A 17,338-nucleotide genomic window follows, 5' to 3' on the forward strand; every position below is an offset into this window, starting at 1 on the left:
GGACGGTGAACGAACGGTGGCGCACCCCACGTCCGTGCGCGCCGGGCGGTCCTCGAGGCATGCTCGACTCGAAACCGGGCACAATGGGACGGGACATGACTGAAACGAACCCCACCACGCAGCAGACCTTCTACGAGGCGGTCGGCGGAGCTGAGACGTTCCGCAAACTCACCGCGCGCTTCTACGAGGAAGTCGCGAAGGACGAGGTGGTCCGACCGCTGTATCCCGAGGAGGACCTCGGGCCGGCCGAGCGCCGCATGCGCATGTTCCTCGAGCAGTACTGGGGCGGACCGCGCACCTACTCGGAGGAACGTGGGCATCCACGCCTGCGGATGCGCCACAATCCGTTCCGGATCGGCCCGATCGAGCGGGACGCGTGGCTGCGGTGCATGCACACCGCGATCGCCTCGATCGACGAGCAGACGCTTGACGAACCACACCGCCGCGCGCTGATCGACTACATGGACATGGCGGCGGCGTCGATGGTCAACTCGCCGGTGTAGAAACACCACGGCCGCATACCGCTTCAGCGGCCCGCCGATGCGGCACTATTGGTGGCTGTGACCATCCGTGAGGACAAGTCCGCGGCCCACGAACCGTCCGACTCCCGGTCGTGGTGGTCCGACGCGGTCTTCTACCAGGTGTATCCGCGGTCGTTCTCCGACTCGAACGGCGACGGCATCGGCGACCTGGGTGGTGTGATCGACCGACTGGGCTATCTCGAGCTGCTGGGTGTCGATGCGCTCTGGCTCAGTCCGGTGATGCGCTCACCGATGGCCGATCACGGCTACGACGTCTCCGACCCCCGGGACGTCGATCCCCTGTTCGGCGATCTCGCGACCATGGACGAGCTCATCGCTCAGGCGCACGCCCGCGGGATACGGGTGACGATGGACCTCGTCCCCAATCACACGTCCAGCGAGCACCCGTGGTTCCGGGAGGCTCTCGCGGACCGTCCCGGCGGCCGCGCCCGGGACCGCTACATCTTCCGGGACGGACGTGGCCCGGACGGCGCAGAGCCGCCCAACAACTGGCCGAGCGTCTTCGGCGGGCCGGCGTGGACACGGATCACCGAACCGGACGGCACTCCCGGCCAGTGGTACCTGCACATCTTCGCACGCGAGCAGCCGGACCTGAACTGGAACGACCCCGAGGTGTTCGCGGACCTGGAGCAGACCCTCCGGTTCTGGCTGCGCCGCGGCATCGACGGGTTCCGCATCGACGTGGCGCACGGCATGGCCAAGCCGGAGGGGCTCCCCGACCACGACTGGGCCGGCAACGAACTCCTGAAGAACGACGACGACGATCCGCGCTTCGACAACCCGGCCGTGCACGAGATCCATCGCGGTATCCGCCGGGTGATGAACGAGTTCCCGGACGCGGTGGCGGTCGGCGAGATCTGGGTGCGCGACAACGAGCGGTTCGGCCGGTACATCCGCCCCGACGAACTGCACCTGGGCTTCAATTTCCGGCTCGCCGAGACGGTGTTCGCCGCCGATGCGGTCCGCGCCGCGATCGAGAACTCGCTCGACGCGGTGGCGCGGGTCGGCGGCACCCCGACCTGGACGCTGTCGAATCACGACGTCGAACGCGAGGTGACCCGGTACGGCGGCGGCGCCCGCGGTGTGGCCCGCGCCCGCGCGATGGCCCTGGTGGAGTTGGCGTTGCCGGGGGCGGCGTTCATCTACAACGGTGGCGAGCTCGGCCTGCCGAACGTCGATCTCCCCGACGCCGTCCTCCAGGACCCGACATGGGAGCGATCCGGGCATACCGAGCGCGGTCGCGACGGGTGCCGGGTCCCGGTGCCGTGGGAGGGTGACCGCCCGCCCTTCGGCTTCTCGACGACCCCCGACACGTGGCTGCCGATGCCGCCGCAGTGGACGGCACTGACCGTGGAGTCCCAGCTCGAGGACGTCGACTCGACGCTGTCGCTGTACCGCGCGGCGCTCGAGTTGCGAGCCAGGCTGCCGGAGTGTTCGGGGCCCGGAATCGATTGGTACGGAAGCCCTCCCGGCTGTTTCGCATTCCGCCGCACCGGCGGTCTGATCTGCGTGTTGAACGCGACGGACGGCCCGATCGAACTCCCGCCGGGCACGGTCGTGCTCTCGAGCGCACCCCTCGTCGACGGGCTGCTTCCGGCAGATTCGGCCGCCTGGATGGTCTGACACCGCCGGCCGGCGGGCACACTCGAACCCTTGACAAAAAGGGTGATGTGTCTCACTGTCGAAACATGACGACGACAGTGTCCGGCCAGGCGTCCTACGTGCCCCGCTCCGGCGAGTCCTGGCGCGACCCGTGGGGGATGTACGCCGCACTGCGCGACCACGACCCCGTCCACAATGTCGTGCCCGCGAACTCCCCCGCCGACGACTTCTGGGTGCTCACCCGGCACGCGGACGTGTACGAGGCGTCGCGCGACGCGGGGACGTTCTCGTCCGCCGAGGGACTGACCATGACCTACGGCGAACTCGACAAGATCGGGCTCCGGGACAATCCCCCGCTGGTGATGCTCGACCCGCCCGTCCACACGCAGTTCCGCCGCCTGGTCGCCCGCGGGTTCACACCGCGCCAGGTGGAGGCCGTCGAACCCGAGGTGCGCAGGTTCGTCGTCGAGCGACTCGAGGAACTGCGGGCCGCCGGCGAGGGCGACATCGTCACGGCGCTGTTCAAGCCGCTGCCCAGCATGGTCGTCGCCCACTATCTGGGCGTGCCGGCGGAGGACCGCGGGCAGTTCGACGGTTGGACGGACGCGATCGTCGCGGCCAACGCCACCGGGGATCCACTCGATGCGGCGAACGCCGTCGGCGAACTGATGGGCTACTTCGGCGGGCTCATCGAACGGCGTCGGGCCGAGATCGGCAAGGGCGCCGCGGGCGACGACACCATCTCGCACCTCGTGGCGGCCGGGGTCGGCGCCGACAGCGACGACATCTCGGGACTGCTGTCGATCCTCGGGTTCGCCTTCACGATGGTCACCGGCGGGAACGACACCACGACCGGAATGCTGGGCGGCGCAGTGCAACTGCTCACCCAGCGCCGGGATCAGCGGGAACTGCTGCTGGCCGATCCGTCGCGCATCAACGGCGCCATCGAGGAACTGCTGCGACTGACGTCCCCCGTGCAGGGACTGGCCCGCACCACCACCCGCGACGTCACCATCGACGACGTCACGATCCCCGCCGACCGCAAGGTGCTGCTGGTGTACGGCTCCGCGAACCGTGATCCGCGGGTGTACGGGCCGGACGCCGAGGAACTCGACGTGCTGCGCAATCCGCGTCAGATCATGACGTTCAGCAACGGCAACCACCACTGCCTCGGTGCTGCCGCCGCACGAATGCAGGCTCGGGTGGCGCTCGAGGAACTGCTTGCGCGCTGCCCGGACTTCGAGGTCGACATCGACGGCGTCGAGTACGCCGCCGGCAACTACGTCCGCCGGCCCACCCACGTCCCGTTCCGCGCCGGATAGCCATGACCGCCAAGACATCCGGCGTATGGCTGAGCGACGAGCGCAACGAGGCGGCGGCCGGGAAGATCCTCGACGCCGCCGCCGAGTTGTTCGTCGAACGCGGCGTTGCCGGAACCGGGATGGCCGAGGTGGCCAAGGCCGCCGGGTGTTCGCGCGCCACGCTCTACCGCTACTTCGAGAACCGACGCGCACTGCACCGGGCGTACGTGCACCGGGAGGCCCGCCGGCTCGGTGAGCAGATCGCGGCGACGGTCGCGCCCATCGACGACCCACGGGTGCGGGTGACCGAAGCTGTCCTCCTGGCGATCGCCGAGGTCCGTTCCACCCCGACACTGGCGGCGTGGTTCGGCCTGGGCGACGCCGGTCTCGCGTCGGAACTGGCAGGCACGTCCGAGGTGATCGAGGTGATCGGCACCGCGTTCCTGGCCGACCTGTGGCACGCCGACGACATCGAGATCGTCCGGCGCGCACGCTGGCTGGTGCGGGCGATCGTCTCGCTACTGACCGTGCCCGGCGCCGACGCCGCGGACGAGCGGGCCATGGTCGAGCAGTTCCTGGTGCCGGTGCTGATTGCACCCGGCACCGATCACCGACCTACGTCGTGAAGAGCGGAATGGCGCCGGCCCGACGCGCGTAGACCGATCCGAATCGGGCGTCGAGTCGCAGCCACGACGGGTGCGCACGCACCCGCACGATCTCGGTCTCGGCGATCGCGGCGAGGTCGGTGTCGGCGGTCGCGGCACCGCCCGCGGCGAGTGGCACGAATCCCATTCCGGTGAGCGCGAACACGGTGCGCATCGAGACCTCGATGCGGGTGCCGCCGCCCTCGACGTCGAGCACCTTCTGCTCGAGCAGCGACGTGGGCGGGCCCTGCGCGCTGCCGTGTTCCTTCGCCAGCGCGGCGCCGCGCTGCGCCAGTTCGAGCAGGACCCGCGCGGGCACGTCGTCCACGTGTACGTATCCCGACTCGGGCGGCAACGCGCCGCGCCACGCCGAGTCCATCGCGAACCCCGGGTCGATCTCGGCGCCGACATCGGGCTCCGACATCGCCCGTAGCAGGATGTCGGCGCCGGCCGTCGTGTCCTGCGGACGGATCTCCCCGGCAACGACTCGCGTCGCCAGGGCGTCGAATCCTGTTGCCGCCCAGACCGACAGCCCTCCCGCCGGCCGCTGTCGCAGCCGCACCACCGCAGCCTCGTCGAGCCGCAAGGCACGCCCGACGAACACCGCCAGGTCGGCCCGGTCCGCGGGGTTCGGGACCGTCAGAACACGTTCACGCACGCTTCCAGCGCTCCAGGTACGCGCGCTCGGAATCCGTCAGCCGCCGCAACCGCTGGGTCCCGATGTCGAAGGCAGCGATCTGGGTGGACGCGACGATCGCCGCCGGCGTCGTGGATGCCGCGCCCGCGGGCCGAACCTCGTAGGCGATCGTGAAATCGACGGCACGGACCTGCTCGATCCACATCAGGACGTCGAGTGGGCTGTCGTCGTGCCGGAGTTGACCGCGGTAGCGCACGTGCAGGTCGGCGATCACCGCGCCGTCCCGCAGCGTCACCGTCGGCGAGTGGTCCTCGAACAACCACGGGATCCGCGCCTCCTCGAGCAGCGTCACCATCCGGGCGTGGTTGATGTGCTGGAAGGCGTCCATGTCCGACCAGCGGACCGCGACCCGCGTGTGGAATCCCACCGGCTCCGCACCGACAGGGCTCCCGTTCCTCACGGCCTCCTGAGAACCGCTCACCTTCCGACCTCCGATCTGGTGCCCACACCCCGCACCATGCTGCGAACCTGACGCGCCGCCACCGAGAGCGTCGCGAGGTCCAGCGTTCCAGACTCGAAGATCTCGGCGAGCGCGGACCTCGCCCGCGACAGTCGCGACGCGTTGGTCGACTCCCAGTAGTCGATCTTCTCCTGCGGCGTCTCCGTCGGTTCCCCACCGACCAGCACCTCCAGCGTGAGTGACCGCAGCGACCCGTACAGGTCGTCCCGAAGCGCCAGCCGCGCCAGCGAATGCCAGCGGTCGCCGCGCGCCAGGTCGGACACCGCCGTGAGCAACCAGTCGATGCCCAGGTGCGCGTCGAGCGCGTAGTACAACTCTGCGACCTCCGCGCCGTCCCGCTCGCAGATGTCGGCGATGTCGATTATGTCGAGCAGCGGAAACAGGTCCAGCAGCCGGTACACCTCGAGGGCGAGTTCCCGCGGTGCGCCGTCCGCGATGACCGCCCGCGACCGCTTCTCGAGGTCCGTCACGTGGTGTCCGCGCAGCCACCCGGGCACCTGCGGCGCCAGCTGTCGATACGCCGTCGCGTAGCGGCTGATCTCGGCCCCGACCGCGATGGGTTGCGGCCGGTTCGACAGGAACCACCGCGATGCGCGGTCGAGTACCCGGCGCGACTGCAGCATCAGCACATCCGAGACGTCCGACGGGACGTCGGTGATCCGGACCCGCTCCCACACGTCGTGCAGGCCGAAGATCTGCGTGACGGCCGCGTAGGCGCGGACCGCGTCCGTGCTCGACGCACCGGCGTCCTCCGCGAGCCGGTAGACGTAGGTGATGCCGCCGTTGTCGATCGTCTCGTTGGCGAGCATCGTCGCGACGATCTGCCGGCGCAGTGGGTGCGCGCGGATCGCGGCCTCGAACTGCTCCCGCAGGGGACGCGGGAAGTAGCCGGGCAGCCCGGACGCGAAGAACTCGCTGTCCGGCAGATCGGTCGCGAGCAGGTCCTGCTCGAACGCCAGCTTCACGTGTGCCATCACCGTCGCCAACTCGGGTGACGTCAGGCCGGCGCCGGCCTGCGCGCGCCGGTTGAACTCGGATTCGGTGGGCAGCGCCTCGAGCTTCCGATCGAGGCCGTGGTGCGAGATCAGCATCGCGATCAACCGACGGTGCACGCCGAGCATCTGCGACGCGCTGGCGCGGGACATTCCCAGCTGGTTGTTCTGGGCGACGTTGTCCGCCAACACCAGTCGGGCCACGTCGTCGGTCATCGACGCGAGCAGTGGGTCCCGGTCACGCTGCGCGAGGGCGCCACTGCTGACCAGCGAGTCGAGCAGGATCTTGATGTTGACCTCGTGGTCGGAGCAGTCCACCCCGGCCGAGTTGTCGATCGCGTCGGTGTTGATCTTGCCGCCGTGCAGGGCGTACTCGATGCGCCCGAGCTGCGTGACACCGAGATTGCCGCCCTCCCCGACCACCCGCACCCGGAGGTCGGCCCCGTGCACCCGGACGGCGTCGTTGCTCTTGTCCCCCACCGCCGCGTCGGACTCGGACGCCGCCTTGACGTAGGTGCCGATACCGCCGTTCCACAGCAGATCCGCCGGCGCGGCCAGAATCGCCTTCACCAGGTCCGGCGGCGCCATCGTCGTCACGTCGGCCCCGAGCCCGAGCACCGCGCGCACCTGGGGGCTGACCGGCACCGACTTCGCGGTGCGCGGGTAGACGCCGCCGCCCTCGCTGACGACCGTGGAATCGTAGTCGGCCCAGGACGATCGGGGCAGCGCGAACATCCGGCGCCGCTCGGCGAACGACCGGGCCGCGTCCGGGTCGGGGTCGAGGAAGATGTGCCGGTGGTCGAACGCCGCGACGAGTCGGATGTGCTCGCTCAGCAGCATGCCGTTGCCGAACACGTCGCCGCTCATGTCGCCGATCCCGACAACCGTGAAATCGTCTGCCGCGACATCGATTCCGAGTTCACGAAAGTGCCGCTTGACGCTCTCCCACGCCCCTCGGGCGGTGATGCCCATCTCCTTGTGGTCGTAGCCTGCCGAGCCTCCCGACGCGAACGCGTCACCGAGCCAGAAGCCGTAACCGGCCGCCACGTCGTTGGCGATGTCGGAGAACGTGGCCGTCCCCTTGTCGGCGGCGACCACGAGATACGTGTCGTCCGCGTCGCGGCGGACCACCCGCTGCGGCGGCACGACCGCGCCGTTGGCGCGGTCGACGTTGTCGGTCACGTCGAGCAGACCCGAGATGAACGTCCGGTAGCACGCGACGCCCTGGTCCCGCACGGCCTGCCGGTCGAGCGCCGGATCACCCGTCGGCGCCACGGGTTGCTTGACGACGAACCCACCCTTCGCCCCGACCGGCACGATCACCGCGTTCTTGACCGCCTGCGCCTTGGCCAGGCCGAGGATCTCGGTCCGGAAGTCGTCGCGCCGGTCCGACCAGCGCAGCCCGCCGCGCGCGACGGGTCCGAACCGCAGGTGGACGCCCTCGACCTCGGGCGAGTACACGAACACCTCGAAACGCGGCCGCGGCTTCGGCAGTTCCGAGATGCGGTGCGGCTCGAACTTCAGCGACAGGAAGCCACGCGGCGCACCGTCGTCGCCGCGGACGTAGTGATTGGTACGCAGTGTGGCCTGCACCAGGCCGAACAGGGCGCGCAGGATGCGGTCCACATCGAGGCTGACCACCTCTCCGATCGCGGCCCGCAGTCCCCGCTCGAGGTCCTTCACCCGCGTCGGGGAGGCGTCGTCCGGATCGAACAACGCCTCGAACAGATCGATCAACGATCGCGCGATCTCCGGGTGCGCGAGCACCACCGTCTCGATGTGCGCCTGGCTGTACGCGAAACCGGCCTGCCGCAGATACTTCACGTACGCCCGCAGCACCGTGGTCTGACGCCACTCCAGCCCGGCACGCAGCACGAGCTGGTTGAACCGGTCGGCCTCGCAGCGGCCGTACCAGACCGCGGTGAACGCGTCGGTGAGACGATCGCGCAACTGCTGGTCGGGCCCACCGGACCGCACGCCGGCAGCGGCGTCGTCCAACAGCTCCGGCGGGACGGCAATCCCGAACTCGTACAGCCAGCACTGCAGTCCGTCCGGGCGCCGGACCTGATAGGGCCGCTCGTCGAGCACCTCGACACCCAGGCTGTGCAGCACCGGAAGTACGTGGGACAGAGAGATTCCCGTGCCCGCGAAGTAGAGCGCGAACTGCCATCGCCACGCCGGGGCCGGCGGATCGTGGTGGATCCGCATGTCGATCGAATCGGCCGTGAGCCCGGCAAACCGGCTGATGTCGACGAGCGCCTCCGCCGCGTCGAAGTCCTCCTTGTAGGCGTCGGGAAGCTCGGCCGCGTACCTGGCAGCCATCACCGGGTCCACGTCGGGGTCGGCCGCCACCGTGTCCGCGAAATGGTCGTCCCAGCTCCGACTCGCCTCGGCCAGCATGTTCTGGATCCGCAGCCGATTCGCCTCGGACGTGTCGACCGGCGCAGGCGGACTCCCGACCGGCTTGCGGATCGTCACGTGCAGCAGCGCCAGGTCGCCTTCGGTGACACGCGCGGTGTACTCGAGCGAACCACCGCCGAGTTCGTCGAGCAGGATCCGCTGCATCTCCAACCGCACCCGCGTCGTGTAGCGGTCCCGCGGGAGATAGACCAGACACGAGACGAAACGACCGAAACCGTCCTCCCGCATGAACAACCGCACCTGACGACGGAGTCCGATGTTGAGCACCGCGGTGATCGTCTCGAGCAGGGTGTCGGTGTCGATCGAGAACAGCTCGGTGCGGGGGAACGATTGGACCTCCTCGAGCATCGCCTGCCCCGAGAACGAGCCGAGATCGAATCCTGCACGCTCGATCGCGGTCCGCACCCGCCGCGCGATCACCGGGATCTCGAGCACGTTCTCGTGCATCGCGGTCACCGTGAATACCCCGAGGAAGCGGTGTTCGCCGACGATCGTTCCGTCGTCGGCGAGGATGCTCACCCCCACGAAGTACGGGTACACCGAGCGGTGCACCGTCGCCGGGGCCGAGCCCTGCGTCAGCACCAGCAGTGGACGATCCGGAATATCCGCGGCGAGAGGAATATTGACGCGTTCGTCGGCTCGGACGTCCGCCCGCAGCACACCCAGGCCACTGTCGGGCACCCACTGCCGGGCCCGGCCGCCGGCCGCATCCGAGCCGTCGAACTCGAAGCGCCGGTACCCCAGCACCGCGTAGTGACCGTCCGCGAGCCAGCGCAGCAGATTCGCGCAGTCCCTCAGCTCGTCCGCCGAACGCCCGGACGGCGGGTCACCGGCCCGGACGTCGAGCTCGGCCGCGAGCGCCAACTGCAACGCCCTCATCGCCTCGGTGTCGGCCACCACCTGGTGGACGTCGGACAGGACGTCGCCGATCGCCCCTTCGAGCGCGTCGAGCGTCGCGTCGTCGGTCGCCGGATGCAGTTGCACATGCATCCACGACTCGGCGAGGCAGCCCGGGGGCGAATCATGGATCGACGAGGTCGGCAGGACCGTCTCCAGATTGCCGGCGGTATCGCGGCGCACCGTGAAGATCGGGTGCACCACCTCGCCGATGGCCGCGTCGAGACGGCCGAGAAGAGCGGTGACGGACTCGACGAGCAGCGGCATGTCGTCGGTGACGATCTGCAGCGCCGCACCGAGCCCGGTCCCGTCCGACGGCCGGTGCACGCGCGTCGCGGCCCACCCCGGCATCCGGTGGCTGGCGAGCGCGACATGCTCCCGCAGGATGGCGTCCGAACGACCGTTCAGAACGCTGTCGGGCTCACCGGCCGACGTGTGCCGGAAGTACGCGGCCGCCAGATCAGGCAGACAGGCCCGCAGTCCGTCGGGCAGTGCGAGAGACCAGTCGGAATCGGCAGAATCCGTCATACGACGCTCCATCCCTGTTCGAGGTCACCGCGGGTGGCTCAAGGCGAGCCTAACCGCGGTGACCCCGAGCGGGGTGGATCTCGATCCGACCGAGTCCGCGCCGGACCTACGCCGGCGCCGAGGCCGGCAGGTAGCCCTCGAGGACCCGGCGTTCGCCGTCGCTGAGCGGGCGCGAACGCTCGCCTCGGACGTCGAACCCGACCATGAGGGCGTCGCCGCTGGCACAGACGTTGCCGGAGACGTCCTTGACGACGTGCCGCAGCGTGAACGACGACGTCCCCAGCCGCACTGCCGACACCTCGACCCGCACCGGTCCGGACGCGTCGGTGATGGGGCGCAGGAACTCGACGTCCATCTTCCGGACGACGGCCGCGCCGGGTGCGGCGCCGACCGACGCCGCACCCTCGATCAGGAAGAGCGAACGCGCCTCCTGCATGTACTCCACGACCCGCGTGTTGTTGACGTGCCCGAGCCGATCGGAGTCACCCCAGCGAACCTGGATGTCGCAGGTGTAGATCTGGTTCGACACGAGGTCAGTCGCGGGTCAGCTTGCGGTGCGTGACGCGATGCGGGCGTGCGGCGTCGGGGCCGAGACGCTCTACCTTGTTCTGCTCGTAGCCCTCGAAGTTGCCCTCGTACCAGTACCAAGCAGCCTCGTTGTCGCCGAAGCCGCCTTCCCACGCCAGGATGTGGGTACACGTGCGATCGAGGAACCAGCGGTCGTGCGAAATCACGACGGCGCAGCCCGGGAACTGCTCGAGCGCGTTCTCGAGCGATCCCAGGGTCTCGACGTCGAGGTCGTTGGTCGGCTCGTCGAGCAGGATCAGGTTGCCGCCCTGCTTGAGCGTCATCGCCAGGTTGAGGCGGTTGCGCTCACCACCGGAGAGGACCCCGGACGGCTTCTGCTGATCGTGACCCTTGAAACCGAACGAGCTGATGTAGGCACGCGACGGCATTTCGGTCTGACCGACGACGATGTGATCGAGGCCATCGGAGACGACCTCCCACACCGTCTTGGTCGGATCGATACCCGATCGGTTCTGGTCGACGTAGCTGAGCTTGACCGTCTGGCCGATCTTGACCTCGCCGCTGTCCGGCTCCTCGAGACCGACGATGGTCTTGAACAGCGTGGTCTTGCCGACGCCGTTGGGGCCGATGACGCCGACGATGCCGTTGCGCGGCAGCGTGAACGACAGATCCTTGATCAACAGGCGGCCATCGAAGCCCTTGTCGAGGTGGTTGACCTCGACGACGACGTCGCCCAGTCGCGGCGGCGCCGGGATCTGGATCTCGTCGAAGTCGAGCTTGCGGGTCTTCTCGGCCTCGTTCGCCATCTCCTCGTAGCGATCGAGACGGGCCTTGTTCTTGGCCTGGCGAGCCTTGGCACCGGACCGGACCCAGGCCAGCTCCTCCTTGAGGCGCTTCTGCAGCTTCTGGTCCTTCTTGCCCTGCACCTCGAGGCGGGCGGCCTTCTGCTCCAGGTAGGTGGAGTAGTTGCCCTCGTACGGGAACAGGCGGCCACGGTCGACCTCGCAGATCCACTGCGCGACGTGATCGAGGAAGTACCGGTCGTGGGTGACGGCCAGGATGGCGCCCGGGTAGGCGGCCAGGTGCTGCTCGAGCCAGAGGACCGACTCGGCGTCGAGGTGGTTGGTGGGCTCGTCGAGGAGCAGCAGGTCGGGCTTGCTCAGCAGCAGCTTGCACAGCGCGACGCGGCGCTTCTCACCACCGGACAGGTGGGTGACCATCTCCTCCGGCGGCGGGCAGCGCAGCGCGTCCATCGCCTGCTCGAGCTGCGAGTCGATCTCCCACGCGTCGGCGTGGTCGAGCTTCTCCTGAAGGGTGCCCATCTCCTCCATCAGCTCGTCGGAGTAGTCGGTGGCCATCAGCTCGGCGATCTCGTTGTAGCGCTTGAGCTGCACCATCGTCTCGCCGAGGCCCTCCTCGACGTTCTCGCGGACCGTCTTGGTCTCGTCCAGGTGCGGCTCCTGCATCAGGATGCCGACCGACGCGCCAGGAGCGAGGAACGCTTCGCCGTTGCCCGGCTGGTCCAGACCGGCCATGATCTTCAGGATGCTGGACTTACCGGCACCGTTCGGGCCGACCACACCGATCTTGGCGCCCGGGTAGAAGCTCATGCTGACGTCATCGAGGATGACCTTGTCACCATGCGCCTTGCGCACCTTCTTCATCGTGTAGATAAACTCAGCCACCCAAAGGCTCCAATCTGGACCGGAAAAGTGCAGCTCACCGGCTGCGAGAACGTACGACTCGCCAGCCAGCCTACCGCGCCCGACCCACGGCCCTCCCGCGTGCGCGACCGGTACCCGATAATGACCCGGTGCGGTCACGGAAGAAGATCTTGGACGCCACGGTCGGACTGATCGGCGGCGCCGGATTCGAGGGTGTCAACATTGCCGCCGTTGCCGCCGCCGCAGGCGTGACCCGGCAGACCGTCTACTCCATCTTCGGCACCCGCGAGGACCTCGTCTCGCAGGCCGTCGCCGGTCTCCTCGTCGATGTACTCGGCGACATCCGCGCCCGCCTCGCGACGGCGCAGTCCCCCGTCGAGTACGTCGTCGAACTCGTCGTCGCCGGGCGTGCCGCGATCCGCGACGTGCCCGTGCTCGCCGCCCTGCTCCACGCGGGTGACGGCAACCCGCTGTTCGACCCGGGGATGATCGCGCGCGCCAAGCCGATTGCCCGCGAACTGCTCTCGCCGATCCTCGAGTACGAACCCGCACTCGCGGACCGCCTCGACGACATCGTCGAGATCGCTCTGCGCCTGGGCATGTCCGTCGTCATCTTCGACGACGACGCGGTCCACGCCGACGACGACCTGCGCAGATTCCTCACGCGCTGGCTGGCACCGGCGATGACGCCCGACCCTCACACCGCCCCCAAACCCGAAAGTTCTTGACACTCGGGACGACAGGTGTCTAGTTTTACCTGGCTCTCCGGAGTGAGTCGGATCACTCCGCGCGGCTGACCATCCGTCCGCCCCGAGCTGAAGGGACCGTTCATGCGCCTACAGCGCATGAAGGGACCCTTCGACTGTTGACGACCACTGCGTTCCAACTGGGGGGTTTGCCGTGTCCGAGATCAAGAGAAGGTCGTTCCTGACCGCCGCTGCCGCCACCGCCGCGGGGATTGCACTGGCCGCGCCGGGCGGTGCCCACGCGGCCGGGATCGCTGCCCGCGTCGACCGGATTCCGGTCACTCGCGAGGACCACCGCGTGATCGTGATCGGCTCCGGCTTCGGCGGCGGCGTGACCGCGCTGCGGCTCGCGGAAGCAGGCGTGCAGGTGACCGTCCTGGAGCGCGGAATCCGCTGGCCGACAGGGCCGAACGCGACGACCTTCCCGAGCCCGACCGCTCCGGACAAGCGTGCGCTCTGGTACCGGTCCGCGCCGCAGCTGTTCGGCCGGCCGATCCTCGTGGAGCCCTTCACCGGTCTGATCGAGGCGGTTCCGGGCGACAACATCACCGCGCTGTGCGCGGCCGGCGTCGGCGGCGGCTCGCTGATCTACCAGGGCATGTCGCTGCAGCCGTCGGAGGCCGTGTTCACCACGCACTTCCCCGGCGGCATCGACTGGGCGGAGATGGAGCGGGTCCACTACCCCCGGGTCGCCCGGATGCTGGGGCTCGCGGTCGCACCCGACGAACTGGTCGACAGTCCCAGCTACCTCGCACCGCGGACGTTCGCACAGAACGTCGAACGTGCCGGGCTGCCGCTGTCGAAGATCCCGATGCCGATCGACTGGAACTACGCCCTGGACGAGCTGCGCGGGCTGATGAAGCCGGCCTACACCAACGGCGACGGTGCGCTCGGCGTCAACAACGGCGGCAAGCACTCCGTCGACGTCACCTACATCGCGGCCGCCGAGGCGACCGGGAGGGTGACGGTGCAGACGCTGCACGAGGTCACCGACGTCGAACGGGCACCGGACGGCCGCTGGACGGTGTTCGTGAACCGGATCGACACGACCGGCCGCGTGCTCGAGAACAAGATCCTCACCTCCGACGCGCTCGTCATGTCCGCCGGCAGCCTGAACACCACCAAGATGCTGGTGCGGGCCGCCGCGCAGGGACGGATCTCCGACCTGCCCGACGCGCTGGGCGGCGGCTGGGGCACCAATGCCGACCGGATCTACGTGTGGACCGACCCGACCCGCGAGTTCGGCGTCACGCAGGGCGGACCGGTCGTCTACGGCAGCCTCAACTGGGACGATCCGGCGACCGCCCACACCGTCATCCAGGCCTCGATCCCGTCGCTGTCGGTGGACGTGCGCAGCACCATGCTCGTCGGCTACGGCGTGAGCGACGGCCGCGGACGGTTCGAGTACGACCCTGCCAGCAGCGACGCGGTACTGCGCTGGCCGCACGAGGGCGACCGGGCCATCCAGAACGGTCACATCGATCGGACGGTCCGCGCGATCGCCGGCCCGACGAGCATCCTCACCGACACGAACGCGATCGTGCCGTCCACGTGGCATCCGCTGGGCGGCGCGAACATGGGCGCGGTCTGCGACCTCGAGGGCCGCGTCCACGGCCAGCGTGGGCTGTACGTCCTCGACGGCGCCCTGATGCCGGGCAACACCGCCGCGTGCAACCCGTCCATGACCATCGCCGCGGTCGCCGAGCGCGCCCTCGACCGCATCGTCGCGCACGACGTGGGCACGGTCATCTGACCGCCGCAGCCCCATCGCAGCCCCGTCGCAGCTCGAACTCCGGACCGAAAGGCCTGTCCATGACCAGCTCTCGACCGCTCCGTTCCACCCTCGCGGCCCTGGGAGGCGCCGTCGCCGTCGCGCTCGCCGTCACGACGGCGGGGCCCGTGTCCGCCGCTCCCGCACCCGACTTCTACACGCCGCCGGCCGAGTTGCCGGCGACTGCGGGCGAGGTCGTCCGCGCGCAGCCGATGCCGGTGTTCGGCACACCCCCTGAAGCCGACGGCACCTGGCCTGTCGCAGCGCAACTGGTGATGTACACCTCGCGCCTGCAGGACGGCACGCCGACCGCGGTGACGGGCACCTTCATCGACAGCACGCACCCGTGGCGTGGCGGGGGCCCGCGGCCGACCGTCGTCATCGCGCCCGGCACGTCCGGGCAGGGCGACCAGTGCGCGATGTCGCGTGCGTTCCCCACCGGCCTGATCGCGGGTGTCGATCCGCTGTTCCTGTCGGCCAATCAGGAGGCACCGTCCGCAGCGCTGTGGTCGTCGCTGGGGGCGCGAGTGTTCGTGACGGACTACGTCGGCCTCGGCACACCCGGTGTCCACACCTACGTCAACCGGCTCGAGCAGGCGCATGCGGTGCTCGACGCCGCCCGCGCCGCGAACGCACTCAGCGGCGACGATGCGACTCCGATTGCGCTGTGGGGCTATTCGCAGGGCGGCGGCGCCACCGCGGCCGCGGTCGAACTCGCCGCCTCGTACGCCCCCGAACTGAACATCAAGGGCGCCTGGGCCGGTGGTCCGACCGCCGATCTCGAGCAGGTACTGGCCCAGATCGACGGAAATCTCATCGGCGGCGCCATCGGCTTCGCGATCAACGGCTTCGTCGCGCGCTACCCGGACCTGCAGTCGGTGGTCGACGAGCGACTCACCCCCGAGGGCAGGGCGACGCTCGACGGCATCGCCACCGAATGCATCGCCGACATCATCGTCGAACGCCCGTTCCTGCGGACGAGCGCCTACACGCGGGACGGCAGGCCCCTGCTCGACAACCTCCGCGACGTTCCCGAGGCCCTCGACGTGCTCCGCAAGCAACGCATCGGCACTGTCGCGCCCGACGTCCCGGTCCTGATCAGCAGCGGCCGCAACGACGACACCGTCCCCTACGGCCAGGCCCGACAGCTGGCCGTGGACTGGTGCGACCGCGGCGCGAACGTCACGTTCCGCACCAACGACCTGCCGCCGCTCGCACCGGGTACCACGTTCGGCAATCACTTCGGACCGCTGATCGACGATGCATACGTCGACGGCGAACCCGTCCGCTACCTGCTCGACCGTCTCGACGATGTTCCGGTCGCGCCGGGCTGCAGCATCTCCTGATCGAGCGTGATCACAGTCGGTGCCGGACGAACGACGTGGAGTCCGGCAGCGACGCGGCCATGGTCCCGTCGTGGTTGGTGGGATAGGTCATGTAGGTGGCGTCGACGCCGGCCAGTCGCAGGTCGGCGATGAGCTTGAACGACAGCGGTGCCGGGACGACGGTGTCGAGCAGGCCCTGCGCGATGAACAGTGACCGGTCGTAGCCGCTGGTGGGCACGCCGAGATACTCGGTCATCGCCGCGTGCATGGGAGGTTCGCCGAGCGATCGGGTCAGCAGTTCACCCACGGAGACGCCCTTCACGGCCTCGGCCTGTTCCTGGTAGCAGAGGGTCTCGGCGGCGTCGACGAGCTGGCGGCCGCGCGGGGTGAGGTAGCTGTTCACGTCGACCTCGGGCATGGTCGCGCGCATCCCGGCGAGGATGTACGTCGTGAACGAGGTCAGCCCGTCGAACCCGAGCGGCGGGATCCACGGGCCGCCGATCGAGAAGGCGTACTCGAGGTTCGACGGCGCGCCGGTGGTGACCGCGCCGCGGTAGTCGAGTTCGGGCGCGTAGCGGGTCGCCTGGTGGGCGGCGGCCAGCGCGGCGTGCCCACCCTGCGACTGCCCGATCGCCATCCACCGTGGCGACAGCTCGGGCACCACCGCGCGCCCGGCCCGCACCATGTCGACCACGGCATTCGCCTCGGACGCACTCTCCAGGTACGGGTGCACACCGGGTGTGCCCAGTCCGATGTAGTCCGATGCGACGATCGCGTACCCCTGGGACAGCCAGTGCCCGAGGTAGTTCGCGTCGCGCGCCGACCGCGGATTCTGCGAGGGCGCACACGCGTCGCCGAGCCCGACCGTCCCGTGCGCCCACGACACCACCGGCCACCCGCCCTCCGGTGGAACGCCCTGAGGTACGAACACGACCCCGGAACTCGACGCGGGACGCCCTGCCGCGTCCCGCGTCGTATACGTGAGGCGGTACTCACGCGCCGTCCCGGCCAATCCGAGCCCGGGCGGCAATGCCTCGACGGACTCGACGTGTCCGGGCGCGGTGTCCGCGGACACCACCCCGCCCGCCGACGCGGTGGCCGGCAGGAGCGCGGTGAGGGCGAGGACCGCCCCCACCGCTGTTGCGCGGCGCAATGACTGACGGCTCGATCGACGCATGGCCCACTCCCCGTATGTCGCGAATATCCTGAACGGACGTTCG

The 17,338-nt window shown here is 69.4% G+C and carries 13 protein-coding genes; 7 read left to right on the forward strand and 6 right to left on the reverse strand.

Annotation, left to right across the window (positions count from 1 at the left end; genetic code table 11):
• Positions 1 to 95 precede the first annotated feature (95 nt).
• The 4 genes from IJ15_RS0101365 (at position 96) to IJ15_RS0101380 (ending at position 4,071) form a co-directional block, all read left to right on the forward strand.
• Positions 96 to 503, forward strand: coding sequence for a globin (locus IJ15_RS0101365; protein ID WP_031936558.1), 408 nt, complete (start codon positions 96 to 98; stop codon positions 501 to 503).
• A gap of 63 nt (positions 504 to 566) precedes the next feature.
• Positions 567 to 2,165, forward strand: coding sequence for a glycoside hydrolase family 13 protein (locus IJ15_RS0101370; RefSeq protein WP_156111985.1), 1,599 nt, complete (start codon positions 567 to 569; stop codon positions 2,163 to 2,165).
• A gap of 65 nt (positions 2,166 to 2,230) precedes the next feature.
• Positions 2,231 to 3,466 (forward strand): cytochrome P450, encoded by a 1,236-nt coding sequence (locus IJ15_RS0101375; protein ID WP_031936560.1) that lies wholly within the window; start codon positions 2,231 to 2,233, stop codon positions 3,464 to 3,466.
• A gap of 2 nt (positions 3,467 to 3,468) precedes the next feature.
• Positions 3,469 to 4,071 (forward strand): TetR/AcrR family transcriptional regulator, encoded by a 603-nt coding sequence (locus IJ15_RS0101380; RefSeq protein ID WP_031936561.1) that lies wholly within the window; start codon positions 3,469 to 3,471, stop codon positions 4,069 to 4,071.
• On the opposite strand, the gene IJ15_RS0101385 is transcribed toward IJ15_RS0101380, so the two are convergent.
• The 5 genes from IJ15_RS0101385 to ettA form a co-directional block, all read right to left on the reverse strand.
• Positions 4,061 to 4,747 carry a hypothetical protein gene (locus tag IJ15_RS0101385; protein ID WP_031936562.1) on the reverse strand — a complete coding sequence of 229 codons (687 nt, stop codon included), beginning with the start codon at positions 4,745 to 4,747 and terminating at the stop codon, positions 4,061 to 4,063. The genes IJ15_RS0101380 and IJ15_RS0101385 overlap by 11 nt on opposite strands.
• Positions 4,740 to 5,186, reverse strand: coding sequence for an acyl-CoA thioesterase (locus tag IJ15_RS0101390; RefSeq protein ID WP_269321463.1), 447 nt, complete (start codon positions 5,184 to 5,186; stop codon positions 4,740 to 4,742). Before IJ15_RS0101390 ends, IJ15_RS0101385 begins: the two co-directional genes overlap by 8 nt.
• A 17-nt stretch (positions 5,187 to 5,203) precedes the next feature.
• A complete protein-coding gene (locus tag IJ15_RS0101395) occupies positions 5,204 to 10,084 on the reverse strand; it encodes an NAD-glutamate dehydrogenase (RefSeq protein ID WP_031936564.1) in 4,881 nt (1,626 codons plus the stop codon).
• 106 nt (positions 10,085 to 10,190) lie between these two features.
• Positions 10,191 to 10,613: an acyl-CoA thioesterase gene (locus IJ15_RS0101400; RefSeq protein WP_031936565.1), complete on the reverse strand. Its 423-nt coding sequence runs from the start codon at positions 10,611 to 10,613 to the stop codon at positions 10,191 to 10,193.
• 4 nt (positions 10,614 to 10,617) lie between these two features.
• Complete coding sequence (ettA, locus tag IJ15_RS0101405) at positions 10,618 to 12,297, reverse strand: energy-dependent translational throttle protein EttA (protein ID WP_031936566.1); 1,680 nt, start codon at positions 12,295 to 12,297, stop codon at positions 10,618 to 10,620.
• A gap of 128 nt (positions 12,298 to 12,425) precedes the next feature.
• Here ettA and IJ15_RS0101410 point away from each other — a divergent pair, with 128 nt between their 5' ends.
• From IJ15_RS0101410 to IJ15_RS0101420, 3 genes are all read left to right on the forward strand, one after another.
• Positions 12,426 to 13,004, forward strand: coding sequence for a TetR/AcrR family transcriptional regulator (locus tag IJ15_RS0101410; protein WP_051918434.1), 579 nt, complete (start codon positions 12,426 to 12,428; stop codon positions 13,002 to 13,004).
• A gap of 172 nt (positions 13,005 to 13,176) precedes the next feature.
• On the forward strand, positions 13,177 to 14,775 hold the full coding sequence (locus IJ15_RS0101415; protein ID WP_081880523.1) for a GMC oxidoreductase: 1,599 nt from the start codon (positions 13,177 to 13,179) through the stop codon (positions 14,773 to 14,775).
• Positions 14,776 to 14,834: 59 nt separating this feature from the next.
• Positions 14,835 to 16,139, forward strand: coding sequence for a lipase family protein (locus IJ15_RS0101420; protein ID WP_051918435.1), 1,305 nt, complete (start codon positions 14,835 to 14,837; stop codon positions 16,137 to 16,139).
• 10 nt (positions 16,140 to 16,149) lie between these two features.
• On the opposite strand, the gene IJ15_RS0101425 is transcribed toward IJ15_RS0101420, so the two are convergent.
• A complete protein-coding gene (locus IJ15_RS0101425; protein ID WP_031936570.1) occupies positions 16,150 to 17,295 on the reverse strand; it encodes a lipase family protein in 1,146 nt (381 codons plus the stop codon).
• Positions 17,296 to 17,338: the final 43 nt, after the last annotated feature.

The sequence above is a fragment of the Prescottella defluvii genome (assembly GCF_000738775.1).
Taxonomy (GTDB): domain Bacteria; phylum Actinomycetota; class Actinomycetes; order Mycobacteriales; family Mycobacteriaceae; genus Prescottella; species Prescottella defluvii.

Coding starts and splice junctions, on each gene's coding strand:
- IJ15_RS0101380 (WP_031936561.1), top strand. CDS start 3,469: ATGACCGCCAAGACATCCGGCGTATGGCTGAGCGACGAGCGCAACGAG.
- IJ15_RS0101425 (WP_031936570.1), bottom strand. CDS start 17,295: ATGCGTCGATCGAGCCGTCAGTCATTGCGCCGCGCAACAGCGGTGGGG.
- IJ15_RS0101395 (WP_031936564.1), bottom strand. CDS start 10,084: ATGACGGATTCTGCCGATTCCGACTGGTCTCTCGCACTGCCCGACGGA.
- IJ15_RS0101420 (WP_051918435.1), top strand. CDS start 14,835: ATGACCAGCTCTCGACCGCTCCGTTCCACCCTCGCGGCCCTGGGAGGC.
- IJ15_RS0101365 (WP_031936558.1), top strand. CDS start 96: ATGACTGAAACGAACCCCACCACGCAGCAGACCTTCTACGAGGCGGTC.
- IJ15_RS0101375 (WP_031936560.1), top strand. CDS start 2,231: ATGACGACGACAGTGTCCGGCCAGGCGTCCTACGTGCCCCGCTCCGGC.